This is a genomic window from Campylobacter concisus, from assembly GCF_002913865.1.
Taxonomy (GTDB): domain Bacteria; phylum Campylobacterota; class Campylobacteria; order Campylobacterales; family Campylobacteraceae; genus Campylobacter_A; species Campylobacter_A concisus_AM.
This window is the reverse complement of record NZ_POYX01000082.1, coordinates 1-12,615: the sequence shown is the minus strand read 5'-3', so window position 1 is coordinate 12,615 and position 12,615 is coordinate 1. Positions and strand designations below refer to the sequence as shown.

Genomic DNA, 12,615 nt, shown 5'->3' with positions numbered 1-12,615 from the left:
TATATAAGTAATGGACAAGGTTCAACATTCGATATTCCCCTTTTTCATATTATAAGTAATAAATTAGGTGTAGCACTAATTAAAGGTGGAAATTCAAATCAAAAAGCAGATATTGTTTTAGATATGAAAAAAAATGGAGTAATGACTTATTGTGATGAAGGGTTTGGCATTAAGTCTTATTTAGGAAGTTTGCCAACATTACTTAACGCTTCTGGCAATACAAATTTTGTATTCAAGGTTCAAGGATTACCCGTAACACAGTTAGATTGTATAAATTCAATTGATACAAAAACAAAAGTAAAAGATCGCATAAGTGCCATATACAAAAATGGTGGTTCTCTTTGCTTTAAAAAAATAGAACAAATAACAATGGATTATAATCTCAATTTGATTGACAGCATAATACCAGAGCTAGTTTCGTTTATGTTAATTGAATTCTATAAAAATAGATATAATAATATAGATGAAAATCTAAAACAAGTATATGAAAAGTTCGGTAAAAAATTTGGAACAGATTTAAATGGCTTAAAAATTAAAGTAAAACGACTGCTTGTGGCTATTTTGCTAGGTTTTTTTGCAGGAACAAAATGGGATGGTAAATACCTAGCCAATGGAACAATTGTCATAAAAAATGATGGTGAACAAGTTGTATATCATATTACTGATTTAGAAACATTAGAAAACTATTTATTTGAAAATATTCGCTTTGATACACCATCTACAACAAGACATAGGTATGGTTCAATTTTTACAGAAAATGGCGAATTGTTTTTTAAATTGAATTTGCAGTTAAGATTTTAAAAATACAAAAATTAAAAATAATTTAAAATTTAAAGTGTCAATTCTGTTTTTTATTATCTAGCAATGCATTTAACACACAGAGTCAAGCAAATTTAACTAAAATTTATCCCAAACCACAAAAACAAACAAGGAGAAAAATATGCAAAATTTCAGCTTTTTAAACCCTACTAAAATAGAATTTGGCAAAGACAAAGAGCAAAACATCGGCAAATACATGAAAGAATTTGGCGTAAAAAAGACGCTCATCATCTATGGCAGCGATAGGATCATACAAAACGGACTTTTTGATGTTGCCACAAAGAGCCTAAGCGCAAATGGCATCGAGTTTTGCAAGATAGGCGGCGTAAAGTCAAACCCAGTGCTAAGCAAGGTAAATGAGGCTATAAAATTAGCTAAAAAAGAGGGCGTCGATAGCGTGCTAGCCATAGGCGGTGGCTCGGTGCTTGATAGTGCCAAAGCCGTGGCTGCTGGAGTTAAATATAACGGCGACGTTTGGGACTTTTTTACTAGAAATTGCCCAAAAGAAGCGCTTATGATCTTTGACATCATAACACTAGCTGCAACTGGCTCAGAGATGAACGGCGGCTCGGTTGTCACAAAGGAAGCCACAAAAGAGAAATTTGCCATGCACGGCGCTTGTCTTTACCCAAAAGTCTCAGTTATAAACCCACTTCTTCAAGCAAGCGTTAGCAAGGAGTACTTGGTCTATTCAGCTTCAGACATCATCGCTCACAGCATCGAGGGCTACTTTACGGCGAGCATCCAGCCTGAGATCATAAATTTATACATCGAAGCAAACATCAAAACGGTCATGAAAACGACTGAAATTTTACTAAAAGAGCCTGAAAACTACGACGCTAGAGGCGAGTTTGCCTGGGCTGCGACGATGGCGCTAAATGGCCTAACTTACGTCGGCACGGCTGGCTACTCATATCCAAATCACATGATCGAGCACGCCATAGGTGCGGTGGTGGACTGCGCGCATGGAGCTGGGCTAAGTGTGGTTATGCCAGCTTGGATGAAGTGGTATAAGAGTAGAAATTTAAAGGCGTTTAAGCGCTTTAGCAAAGAAATTTTTGGCGTTGATGACGCAGACGCAGGCATAGAGAAGCTAAAAGAGTGGTTTAGCAAGATCGGCACACCAACAAGCCTCATAGAAATCGGCGTTGATGAGTCAAATTTAGACGAGATCATGGCGCTAGTTTATGACTACGCCAAGGGCAGGGGCTTGGAGCAAATTTATACAAAAGAGGCCATAAGCGAAATTTTTGCCTTAGCGAGATAGAATTTATCCAAAATTTACAAAGGATAAACATGAAAAAAGTCGCCCTTATAGCAGGAGCCAGCGGCGCTGTAGGAAGTGAAATTTTAAAAGATTTATGCGAGAGTGAGCACTATAGCAAGGTGGTCGCTCTCGTTAGGCATGATCTAGAATTTACTCATGAAAAGCTTGAAGTAAAGATAGTAAATTTTGATGATTTTAAAGATGAGGTGCCATTTATCGCTGATGACGTATTTTGCGCGCTTGGCACGACGATGAAGGCAGCAAAGCACAAAGAGCAGTTTTATAAAGTCGATGTGACCTATCCGATAAATTTCGCCAAATTTGGCTTGGAGTGCGGTGCAAAACGCTTTGTCTTGCTCTCGGCTGCAGGGGCAAACAGAAAGTCAGGTTCGTTTTACTTAAAGGCAAAAGGTCAAGCAGAAGCAAAGATAAAAGAGCTTGGATATAGCTCATTTCATATCGCTAGGCTGCCACTTATCGAAGCTGATAGGAAAGAATTTAGACTTGGCGAGTATTTGGCGATAAAGGCGTTTAAATTTATCCCAAAAGGTTTTTTTGACGAGTATCGTCCGATGAAGGCAGCTGATATCGCTAAAGTGATCGTGGAAGTAGCGCAAGATGACCACAGCGAAGGTGTGAAAATTTACAGTCCGGTGGAGTATGCGAAGTGAAAAGATATATCGCCATCACTGGGGCAAGCTCAGGCATAGGAGCGGCTGTGGCAAAGGCATTTGCAAGGCGTGGGGAGAATTTGATCCTTGTTGCAAGGCGCGGCGAGCTTTTAGAAAATTTAAAAAGCGAGATAGCTAAATTTGCAAATGTCGATGTGGTGATAGAGCTTTGCGACCTTTCAAAGCAAGAAAATGTCCTAGCTCTTTGGCGTAATTTAGAAAAATTTGAGCTAAAAGCGCTTATAAACAATGCTGGCTTTGGCGACTACAACAAGGTCGGCGAGCAAAATTTAGACAAGATCACGCAGATGTTAAATTTAAACATCATCTCTCTTGTGACGCTCTCAACGCTCTTTACTAAAAAATATAAAGACAAAGATACGCAGCTCATCAACATCTCTTCGATAGGTGGCTATAAGATAGTGCCAAACGCCGTGACCTACTGCGCTAGCAAATTTTTCGTAAGTGCCTTTAGCGAGGGTCTTTACCACGAGCTAGCACAAGACAAGCAGGCAAAGATGCAAGCAAAAGTGCTGGCCCCAGCTGCCACAAAGACAGAATTTGGCATGGTGGCAACTAGCAAAGAGAGCTACGACTACGACAAGGCGTTTAAAAAGTACCACACGAGTGAAGAGATGGCGGAGTTTTTGCTGCGCCTTTATGATAGCCATTACTGCGTTGGCGCGGTGGATAGAGATAGCTTTGAGTTTAGTCTAAGTAGTCCCAAATTTGACTATGCGGTCAAATACGAGCCAAAAGATAACTAGGCGTTAAAGCAAAAGTAGGACAAAATAAAAAGGCAGATCATGAAATGCGTTAGAGTTGCTATTTTAGGGGTTTGTTTAGTAGGTGCTTGCTTTGGAAATGAACTTAAATTTGATGAGAGTAAATTTGAGCTAAAAAGTGTGCAAGTTGGCGATAGGACGCTTAAATTTAGAGCCTATGAGGGCATAGTCTATGTGGCAAAGCCAACGAGCGACTACGAGGTCTTAAATTTTTATGTGCCAGAGGGTAAATTTAGCGACCAAAAAGGGGCTATCTTTATGCCAAATGGTATAGGCGGCTACATGCCAGCAAAACCCCAAAAGCCAGAAACCAAAAACGAAAAGCCAAATGCCACTCTTGAAGCGCTTCTTAGAGGATACGTCGTGGCAAGCGTTGGCGCTAGAGGCAGGACGCTAAAAGATGGCGAGCGCTTCATCGGCAAAGCCCCAGCTGCGATAGTCGATCTAAAAGCGGCCGTTAGATACCTTAAATTTAACGATAAATTTATGCCAGGCGACGCAAATAAGATCATCTCAAACGGCACGAGCGCAGGTGGTGCGATGTCAGCACTTCTAGGCACTAGCGCAAACGCAAAAGAGTACGAGCCATATCTTGACGAGCTGGGCGCTGCAAAGGCGGACGATCAAATTTATGCCGTCTCAGCCTACTGCCCTGTTACAAATTTAGAGCATGAGGACGAGGCGTATGAGTGGATGTTTGGGGATTTGGATAAATTTGAAAGGATAGATTTTGCAAGCCTTGATGCGAGCTCTTTTAACGACAGGAGCAAAAAGCCAAAGATGATCACAGGCGAGCTAAACGCCACACAAAAAGAGCTCTCACGTGAGCTAAAGAGTAAATTCCCAGCCTATCTAAACTCGCTAAATTTAAAAGACGCCAAAGGCCACGCACTAAGCCTTGATGAAAATGGCGAGGGTAGCTTCAAAGAGTATATAAACGCCCTCATCTCAAAGGCATTTACCGCTACAAAAAGCAGCGATAAAAGCACGCTTACGCCTAAATTTATAACTCTTGACACGCAGGGCTGCGAGCTTGGATATACATTTAAATTTGAAGACTTCATCACCTCGCTAAAACGTGCCAAAGCACCAGTTGCCTTTGATGGCCTAGCTCTTGAAAATGCTGAAAACGACCTTTTTGGCGACAGCAAAACGCCTGCAAAGCACTTTACTAAATTTGCAAAAGAGCGAAGTGGTGGCGAGATGGCGGAGGCTAGCGTCATAAAGATGATGAATGCGATGAACTACGTTAAAAACAAAGAGGCGGCGAAATTTTACCGTATAAGGCAGGGCACAAACGACACCGACCTAGCCCTTGCCGTGCCTGCTATGCTCGCACTCTCGCTCAAAAATGCTGGCAAAGAGGTTGATTTTGAAGCGGTCTGGGGGCAAGGACATGGCGGCGACTACGACCTAGACGAGCTTTTTGCTTGGATGAAAAGAGTTTTAGAAAAATAAATTTAAAGGAGAAAGTATGAGAAATTTAAAAATTTTCAAGGAGAGTAAAGATGAAAAGTAAGGCACTAATTTATGTTTTATTGCTTAGTTTGTTTTCGTCTATTAGTTTTGCAGCGGTCGATTGCAGTGATCCAAAAAATAGACCTCGCAATATTGCTGGCACATTGATAGGTGGAAAAGAAGAGTGTTATCGTGAGAACAAAAGAGATAGCAAACGTGACTTTGATGCCACTATCGGTAGAAATCCAGTCACTGGTAAAGTCACCTCAAAGGCTGAGCTATTAGGTGGCAATAAAGCTACAAACAACCTTGAAAAAGCACAAATGAACTATGGCGACAAGAAATTTAAGCTAGAAGAGGCAGAAAAAGCCTATGCTGATAACCCAAGTGTCAAAAACTCTAACTGCAACTCTAACTGCTTAGAAAAAGCACGTAAAGCCTTTAAAAAAGCACAGCTTGACCTTGAGGCAGCAGAAGAGATAAAAGCTAAGGCTGATATGAAAAAGGCGAAATGATAAGGGGAATTTGATGTTTAAAAAGCTATTTTTACTAGCAGTTTTGGCGGCTTTTGCCTTTGGGGCGGAGGCGAAAGTGAGCTTATATGAGCTATTTTCAACGCCAAATAATAAGAGTTTGCTAAAGCAGCTTGGCAGGGAAAAAATACTAAGCTCAAAGAGCGAGCCAGGCACGCAGGCGATCTTTTTTGCGAGCGCAAAGAGCAAGCCAGAGCTATTTTACGTGCTTGAGTTTTACAAGGACGAGACGGCTTATAAAAAGCATCTAAGCTCGGCGCACTATAAGAAATTTGCAAGCGCAAGCGCTGAAATTTTGTCTAGCAAAAAGGCTATCAGCGTGAAAAAACGGGCCGCGTTTTCAAAAAATTTAACGCCAGAGCGCCTAAAAGATGCCTACTTTCACATCGCAAACTTAAGCCTAAAGGCAAAGAGCGATGCGAAATTTGAAAAGATCATCAAAAAATATATGCAAAAAAGCATAGATGAGGGTGCTTACGCGCAGTTTGCCTTTAGTCAAAAAGACGCGCCTAACAAGTGGGTACTAGTTGAAATTTACAAAGACGAAGCTAGCTTTGAGAGCTACCGCCACAGCGAAAACTACAAAGCTTACGCCAAAGAGCGAGCAGGGCTAATAGATGAATTTGATGGCTTTGGTTTAAAAAATGAGACCTCATTTAGCAAGGTAAAATTTTAGGAGATTTATGAAGAAAAGCTCACTTTTTTGCGCCTTGGCACTTTTTGGTACTGCGGCATTTGCCCTTGATAAGGCAGGATGCGAGAGTTTAAAAGATGTGAAAATTTTACATAGCGAGATGAAAGACGCGGTGTGGAACGAGAGCGGTGACGCGAGCAAGGCAAGTAGCTTTGTTTGCAAGTAAATTTAAAAAGTAAATTTAAGGGGCGAAAATGAGTGAAATTTTAGTCGTATCAGGTCACACCGACCTTGAAAATTCCTTTGCAAATAAGATCATCTTGGGTGAGCTAAAAAAGCACTTGCCAGAGGCTAAATTTGACATATTAAGCGAGCTTTATAAAAACTACGTGATCGATGTAAAAGCTGAGCAAGAAAAGCTTGTAAAGGCTGATGTGATCGTGCTTGTTTATCCATTTTTCTGGTACGGCGTGCCATCGCTTTTACAAAAGTGGCTTGAAGATGTGCTAGTTCATGGCTTCTCTCATGGCAGCAAGGGAGATAAGTTACGTGGCAAAAAGCTGGTGCTTTCATTTACTTCTGGCGCGCCTGAGGAGCTCTATAAAAAAGAGGCGCTTCAGCGCTACGAGATAGAGGAGTTTTTGCCGCCACTTAAGGCGTTAGCAAATATGTGTGGCATGGAGTTTGCAGGCTATGTTTATAGCGGAGGGCTATCATATCAGAGCAGGCACGATGATGCAAAGCTTGCTTTGATGAAGCAAAAGGCACTTGATCATGCAAGAAGACTAGGCGAGTTGATAGGCAAGATTTCATGATACCGGCGAAATTTATAGATATGTTTTTGCGTTTATAATGTCAGCATTTATGGCATTTTTTATGTCATTTGTGCTCACGTATCTAAACCTTGGCTTTGTTGATGGTTTTGTGAAAATTTGGCTAACTGCTTATGTAAAAGCCTTTGTGGTGGCGTATCCTGTGCTTTTGCTAGTTTCGCCGTCTGTTGCAAAGATCACGCAAAATTTATGTAAAAAAGAGAGTTAAATTTGAAGTGTGGCTAGAGAGCCTAGCCACGTGAAGGTTTATTTTAAAAGACCTTGTTTTTTCATTTGGTCCATTACTTGAGCAAACATCTCTTTAGCTTGTTTGCAAGTAGCGTCTTGTTGCTCTTTTGGTAAAGAAGCTAGTTGATCCATTGATTGTTTCTTTTGATCTTCATACATTTTTACTTGTTGCTCTTGACCAGCTTGTTTGTAAGCCTCAACCATCTTATCGATGTCTGAGAAGTAAGACTTGCAAGTATCTGTAAGATCTGCAGCGTTTAGGCTTAGTGCAAAGCCAAGAGTAGCTAAAACTAAAAGTGATTTTTTCATCTCTTTCTCCTTGTGAAAATTTAAGGAGATTATATAACTTTTTTATTTTAAATAGATTTAAATTTATTAAATTTAGCCAAGACAAGCGCCTTGGCTAAATTTTTGACTTTTTAGCCTAAGAATTCGCGTTTAAAATACTCTTTTGGAGCTTTGCAAAGTGGGCAAGCACCTGGAGCTTTTTTGCCTCTATGAACGTGTCCGCACACCTCGCAAACCCAAATATCTTCTTCGTCGCTCTCAAAAAAGCCCTCTTCATCAAGCATCTTTTTAAGCTCTAAATACTCTCTTTCATGCTCAACCTCAACCTTGCCGATCGCGTTAAATAGCCTCTCAACATCTCTTAGCTCTTCTTCTTTTGCGATCTTTGCAAAGTCTGGATACATCGTCGTATGCTCGTAGTTTTCGCCAGCTGCAGCGTCAAGTAAATTTTTATCCATCTTATCGATCGGATCGTTCATCATCTCGTGATATTTCTTAAATTCAGCCCTTGCGTGCCATTTTTCGTTTTCAGCTGCCTCATAAAAGTGTCTGGCTATCGCGTGATAGCCTGCTTCTTTGGCTAGGTCGCCGTAAAGCTCGTACTTATTTCTAGCTTGTGACTCACCGGCAAATGCCTTCATCAAATTTACTGCTGTTAAATTTTCAGTCACGCACTTCATCTCTTCGCCGCAACAGGTTAGTGTGCCGCCGCCAACTTTTTGAACTTCGATCTCGTTGCCGCATTTCTCGCATTTGTATGTTTCGTACTGTCTCATTTTGACTCCTATTTTGATAAAATTTGAGCCGATTATAACTCAAAAAATAAAATATGTAAATAATAATTTTTATTGATAACGTATATTATTTTTATAAAATTTAACAAAAAAAAATCACCAAATCCATCATCATAAATTTAAAATAGACAAATTTCAGCCAAAATTTATTCTAGCGTTAAATTTGCGGTTGAGCTTGGTTGTAGAATAACTCAAAATAAATCATCCAAAGGAGATCATCATGAGTTTTCTATCTAAATTTAGTAAGGCTATCTTTGCCGTTGCGGTAGCTGGAGCGATTAGTGCGAGTGCATTTAGCGAGGGCGAGGACTACGTCAAGCTCGAAAAGCCACTAAGTGTCGGACAAAACACGCTAGTTAAGGTTTTTAGCTACGCTTGCCCATTTTGTTACAAGTACGACAAGAGCGTCACTCCAAAGGTAGTTGAGAAAATTCCTGGCCTAAAATACGAGCCATTTCACCTAAAGACAAAGGGCGATTATGGCGAGGTTGCGAGCAAGGTTTTTGCCGTGCTTATCACTATGGACGAGGCAAAGGGTGTTAGTTTATTTGATGAAAATTCGCTATTTAAAAAGGCTAAATTTGCCTACTACAAGGCTTATCACGACAAAAAAGAGCGCTGGGGCGATGGCAAAGATGTTGAGGGCTTTTTAAAGACTGGACTTGATGCAGCTGGCGTTAGCAAAGCAGACTACGAAAAAGAGCTAGCTAATCCAAAAGTGACTGAGCTACTTAAAAAGTGGGATGAGAGCTATGATGTGGCTAAAATTCAAGGCGTGCCAGCATTTGTCGTAAATGGCAAATACCTCATCATGACAAAATCAATCAGCTCGCTTGACGGCATGGCAGCACTCATCGAAGAGCTTCTTAAAAAATAAGGCGCCACATGAGCTTTTTTAAAAAAATGGCTAAATTTCAAGACTCACGCATCTCTTGGGCGATCTTAGTCTTTGTGAGCGTCGCGCTTGTTATCATTGCGCACTCGCTCTTTCAAAACTACGCCTATATGCCACCTTGCGAGCAGTGCGTCTATATACGTTTTGCCTTTTTATGCATGGCGCTTGGAGGAGTGATAGCTATCATAAACCCTAAAAATTTGCTCTTTGCCTTAGTTGGCTATCTCTTTGCATTTTGGGGAGCGGTGCAGGGCATAATGTATAGCGTAAAATTAGCCAAAATCCACGATGCGGTGCATGGCGATGATCCTTTTGGCGTGCAGGGCTGCTCGACTGAGCCACACTATCCATTTGGCTTGCCACTTGAGAAGTGGGCGCCTGACTGGTTTATGCCGACAGGCGACTGCGGATATGACAGCCCTATGGTGCCTGATGGTGCGGTGCTAAGTGATCTGCAAAAGAGCATAGTGGATCTTTATGCAGATGGCTGGTATCTTGTGCCGTCGTCTAAATTTATGTCGATGGCGGATTGCACGCTACTTGGCTTTAGTATTTGCTTTGTTGTGCTTGCACTTATGCTTGTTTCAAAGCTCTTATCTTTTACGAAATAAATTTTAGTTAGCCCTATTTTTGGGCTAACTTAGGATATACTGCGCGCATGGGTATTAATTTAAAATCACAAAATATTAAAATTTATGCGATCATCTTGCTAGCAAGCCTCTTTGTCGTGCTTCTTGGGCTAAATAGCTACAACAAAGCAAAAGAAAAGATCATCGAGCTATCTGATAAAAACAACATCGCAGTTAGCAAAAATATCGTTAGCAACTTTCAAATTTGGCTTGATGAGCGCTTAAACTCACTCATCCGTGCATCAAAATTTATCCAAAACTCTGGCATCATAGATGACGATACTAGGGTGGCAAATTTCATAAAGCTTTTTAAAGAAAATGCGAAAGAATTTGATCTCATGCAGCTTCTAAGAGAGGATGGCGAGATCTTTGTAGATGGGCAAAAGATCTCAGAAGAGGTGATGTCAAAGCGTGAGCGAGCAGGGCTTATCTGGTATGTCGAGACAAAAAACACAAATGCCCCAAGCGTAAATTTCATGCAAAATCACAAAATTTTAAATGACTCTACTTTAAATTTATGCGTGCCAGTTGAAAAAGACGGGAAATTTGAAGCAGCACTTTGTGGCGTCGTGCGCATAGGCACTATATTTGATAGCATCAAAAACTTTAGTCTTGCGCCAAATTCTTACTCATTTTTGGTAACTCACAGCGGCGAGATCCTCACATCGATGGCTGATGCGACGCTTAAAAGAGAGATCGAGGAGAAATTTAAAGAGATATTTTTAAAAGATGAGGACATCACCAGCCTAAAAATAGGGCAAAATTTGATCCAAGTAGCCGAGATACCGACGATGAACTGGTTTATCGGAGCTGGCACAAACAACGAAGAAGAAATTTTAGCCATGACAAGAGAGGCGCTAAAAAACGCCCTAAATTTACTCTTTGCCTTCGTCGCACTTGCATTTTTGGCAAACAGCCTGCACAACTTCATGTATAACAAGATAAAAAAGGTGCAAGATGAGTATGAGACCTTGCTAGCGCACAGAGCCAAGATGAGCGAGGCTGGGGAGCTGATAAGCGGCATAAGCCATCAGTTTATCCAGCCAGTAAATTCGCTAAAACTTATGCTAAGCTCGGCGATAATGCTAAAAAAAGAGGGCAAGCTAAGTGATGAGGAGCTTTTAAATTTATTAAAAAAAGGGCAAAGCTCGATCGAGCTTCTTTCAAAAACAATCGAAATTTTTAGAAATTTTTACAAAAGCGCTGAAAATGTTAGCGAATTTGACATTCAAACAAGCGTTAGAAATTTAATAACACTTATGCACACAGAGCTTAGCCGTGCAAATGTGAGCGTGAAATTTAGCGGATTTGAAGAGATGAAGGTTTGCCAGATAGAAAACATCATCCAGCAAATTTTACTAATCCTAATCCACAACGCAAAGGACTCACTAGTTGAAAGCTACAAAGATGAGCCGCTAAAGCGCGTGATAGAGCTAAAATTTAGAAGCTTTGAAGATAAGTGCTACATCGGTGTTTATGATAGTGGCGGCGGCGTGAGCTACGAGATGAGTAAGAAAATTTTTACCTGGCTAAACACGACTAAAAAGCAAGGAAATGGCATAGGGCTTTACTTCGCTAAAAAGCTCGCGCGTGAGAAGCTAAATGGCGACATCACGCTTGCGCATAATCTAAAACCAACGATTTTTGAGCTAAGCTTTGAGAAGAATTTAAAGGGTTAAAAGATGCAAGAGGCACTAGAAATTTTAAAGAAAGTATCTATCTTAGTAGCCGAGGACGACGAGATGGCAAGGGAGCTCATCATCACTGGACTTAAACCATACTGTGGTCAGGTCGTAGGCGCAAAAGATGGGCAAGATGGGCTGGAGAAATTTAAAAAACAGGGCTTTGACATCGTGATGAGCGACATTCACATGCCAGTACTTAATGGCTTTGAGATGATGAACGAGATAAAAAAGCTAAAACCTCATCAGAAATTTATCGTCTTTACATCGTATGATAGCGATGAAAATTTGATCAAGAGCTATGAGCAGGGCGCGACCTTGTTTTTAAAAAAGCCTATCGATATAAAGGATCTTAGATCGATGCTGATAAGCCTAAGCTTTGAGCGAGATGAGAAGCTAGTGCGCCTAAGTGATGAGGTGAGTATAAATTTAAAAAGAGAGAAAATTTATAAAAACGGCAGCGAGCTATACCTTAGTTTCTTGCAAAATAAGATATTTTGGCTATTTGCCTACAACCTAAACAAGCTTGTGACTTACGAGATGATAGAGGAATTTGTCTATGATAGCACCGAGGTGAGCAAGGCTGCGATACAAAATGTCGTGCTTCGCCTAAAACGCGAGCTTGGAGTGAAATTTAAAAACATCAGCGAGAGCGGGTATATCTTAGTAGCTGAGTGTGAAAAAGCATAAATTCAAAATAGTAAAATTAATATATTTATCTAAGAATATCTTAAAAGTAGTGATAAATTTATGTCACTACTAGCTAAAATTTATAGAAAAAGAGATAAAAATTTGCAAAATTTGATAGATAAACTTAAGAAAATTTGTGTCACAAGTGGGGATAAATTTATGATAGTTATAAATAAAAAACATTTTGATATAAAAAGGCTAAATTTAGTGGCAATAAGGCTAGATAAAGGCTTTTTTGGTTAAGAATTTATACGCTTAAAATGAAAATTGTTATGTGACATTTTTGGGTTATTTTATCAACTACTATGCTATTTTGATGAACAAAAGCTTAAAAATTTAAAATTTATAATAGATAAACATAAAAAATTTCAAATATTTATAAAAAATTACACATTATTAACCCCTAAAC

At 40.0% G+C, this 12,615-nt stretch carries 17 protein-coding genes; 15 read left to right on the top strand and 2 right to left on the bottom strand.

Translation table 11 applies throughout. The annotated features are described in order from the left end of the window. The 10 genes from CYP77_RS05320 to CYP77_RS05280 form a co-directional block, all read left to right on the top strand. The coding region (locus CYP77_RS05320) for an HpaII family restriction endonuclease (RefSeq protein ID WP_141090836.1) at positions 1-801 on the top strand (801 nt) is incomplete at its 5' end. Positions 802-940: 139 nt separating this feature from the next. Then, on the top strand, positions 941-2,086 hold the full coding sequence (locus tag CYP77_RS05315; RefSeq protein ID WP_103567124.1) for an iron-containing alcohol dehydrogenase: 1,146 nt from the start codon (positions 941-943) through the stop codon (positions 2,084-2,086). A gap of 29 nt (positions 2,087-2,115) precedes the next feature. Next, positions 2,116-2,757 carry an NAD(P)H-binding protein gene (locus tag CYP77_RS05310; protein ID WP_103567125.1) on the top strand — a complete coding sequence of 214 codons (642 nt, stop codon included), beginning with the start codon at positions 2,116-2,118 and terminating at the stop codon, positions 2,755-2,757. After that, positions 2,754-3,524 (top strand): SDR family NAD(P)-dependent oxidoreductase, encoded by a 771-nt coding sequence (locus CYP77_RS05305; RefSeq protein WP_103567126.1) that lies wholly within the window; start codon positions 2,754-2,756, stop codon positions 3,522-3,524. The genes CYP77_RS05310 and CYP77_RS05305 overlap by 4 nt, the downstream gene beginning before the upstream one ends. 39 nt (positions 3,525-3,563) lie before the next feature. Continuing rightward, the gene (locus CYP77_RS05300; RefSeq protein WP_103567127.1) at positions 3,564-5,000 is read left to right on the top strand and encodes a subtype B tannase; all 1,437 of its coding nucleotides are present in this window, start codon (positions 3,564-3,566) and stop codon (positions 4,998-5,000) included. 50 nt (positions 5,001-5,050) lie between these two features. Then, the gene (locus CYP77_RS05295; RefSeq protein ID WP_103567128.1) at positions 5,051-5,515 is read left to right on the top strand and encodes a hypothetical protein; all 465 of its coding nucleotides are present in this window, start codon (positions 5,051-5,053) and stop codon (positions 5,513-5,515) included. A 13-nt stretch (positions 5,516-5,528) separates the two neighbouring features. Next, positions 5,529-6,209, top strand: a complete 681-nt coding sequence (locus CYP77_RS05290; protein ID WP_103567129.1) for a putative quinol monooxygenase — start codon at positions 5,529-5,531, stop codon at positions 6,207-6,209. A gap of 7 nt (positions 6,210-6,216) precedes the next feature. Continuing rightward, a complete protein-coding gene (locus CYP77_RS09985; protein WP_181001438.1) occupies positions 6,217-6,393 on the top strand; it encodes a hypothetical protein in 177 nt (58 codons plus the stop codon). A 28-nt stretch (positions 6,394-6,421) separates the two neighbouring features. Further along, positions 6,422-6,982 (top strand): NAD(P)H-dependent oxidoreductase, encoded by a 561-nt coding sequence (locus tag CYP77_RS05285; RefSeq protein ID WP_103567130.1) that lies wholly within the window; start codon positions 6,422-6,424, stop codon positions 6,980-6,982. A gap of 37 nt (positions 6,983-7,019) precedes the next feature. Further along, the gene (locus CYP77_RS05280; RefSeq protein WP_103567131.1) at positions 7,020-7,208 is read left to right on the top strand and encodes a DUF2798 domain-containing protein; all 189 of its coding nucleotides are present in this window, start codon (positions 7,020-7,022) and stop codon (positions 7,206-7,208) included. A 38-nt stretch (positions 7,209-7,246) separates the two neighbouring features. Here the strand turns inward: CYP77_RS05280 and CYP77_RS05275 are convergent, their stop codons facing one another. After that, complete coding sequence (locus CYP77_RS05275) at positions 7,247-7,537, bottom strand: DUF5339 domain-containing protein (protein ID WP_002940734.1); 291 nt, start codon at positions 7,535-7,537, stop codon at positions 7,247-7,249. 110 nt (positions 7,538-7,647) lie between these two features. Continuing rightward, positions 7,648-8,292 (bottom strand): ferritin family protein, encoded by a 645-nt coding sequence (locus CYP77_RS05270; protein ID WP_002940712.1) that lies wholly within the window; start codon positions 8,290-8,292, stop codon positions 7,648-7,650. 238 nt (positions 8,293-8,530) lie between these two features. On the opposite strand from CYP77_RS05270, the gene CYP77_RS05265 reads away from it, so the two are divergent. From CYP77_RS05265 to CYP77_RS05245, 5 genes are read left to right on the top strand one after another with little or no spacing between them, the layout of a single operon-like run. Further along, positions 8,531-9,187: a thiol:disulfide interchange protein DsbA/DsbL gene (locus CYP77_RS05265; protein ID WP_103567132.1), complete on the top strand. Its 657-nt coding sequence runs from the start codon at positions 8,531-8,533 to the stop codon at positions 9,185-9,187. Between the two features lie 8 nt (positions 9,188-9,195). Further along, positions 9,196-9,816, top strand: a complete 621-nt coding sequence (gene dsbI / locus CYP77_RS05260; protein WP_103567133.1) for a protein-disulfide oxidoreductase DsbI — start codon at positions 9,196-9,198, stop codon at positions 9,814-9,816. 47 nt (positions 9,817-9,863) lie between these two features. After that, on the top strand, positions 9,864-11,513 hold the full coding sequence (locus tag CYP77_RS05255; protein ID WP_103567134.1) for a sensor histidine kinase: 1,650 nt from the start codon (positions 9,864-9,866) through the stop codon (positions 11,511-11,513). A gap of 3 nt (positions 11,514-11,516) precedes the next feature. Next, the gene (locus CYP77_RS05250) at positions 11,517-12,206 is read left to right on the top strand and encodes a response regulator transcription factor (protein ID WP_103599710.1); all 690 of its coding nucleotides are present in this window, start codon (positions 11,517-11,519) and stop codon (positions 12,204-12,206) included. A gap of 60 nt (positions 12,207-12,266) precedes the next feature. Beyond that, positions 12,267-12,449, top strand: coding sequence for a hypothetical protein (locus CYP77_RS05245; protein ID WP_103599709.1), 183 nt, complete (start codon positions 12,267-12,269; stop codon positions 12,447-12,449). Positions 12,450-12,615 lie beyond the last annotated feature (166 nt).